Raw genomic sequence first — 277 nt, forward strand, 5'->3', positions numbered from 1 at the left:
CTCCGGCGGTCGCGTTTCCCGCGTGGACCGGCTCGTTCGGTCCCGGAGCGCCCGCGGCAGACGCGTTCCCAGTCGGTGTAGACGCGTTCCCGGACGGTTCCGACGCGTTCTCGCTCGGGGGCGAACCGCTCTCGGGCGGGACCGACTCGTTTTGCGGCGCCGGCGACGAGACGTTCCCCGGTGGCGACGAGCCGTTCCCGGGCGGTTCGGCGTCGCTTGTCCCGTTCGCGATCGGCGCGGTCGCGGCGGCCGGGCCGTCGCTCGGCGGGGGCTCGGG

1 protein-coding gene is annotated in these 277 nt (G+C 75.8%); it reads left to right on the forward strand.

Going from position 1 to position 277, the window contains the following annotated elements; translation table 11 throughout:
- The coding region (locus SM753_RS20475; RefSeq protein WP_323192917.1) for a hypothetical protein at window positions 1–277 on the forward strand (277 nt) is incomplete at both ends.

This window comes from Halostella sp. PRR32 (genome assembly GCF_034808085.1).
Lineage (GTDB): Archaea > Halobacteriota > Halobacteria > Halobacteriales > Natronoarchaeaceae > Halostella > Halostella pelagica.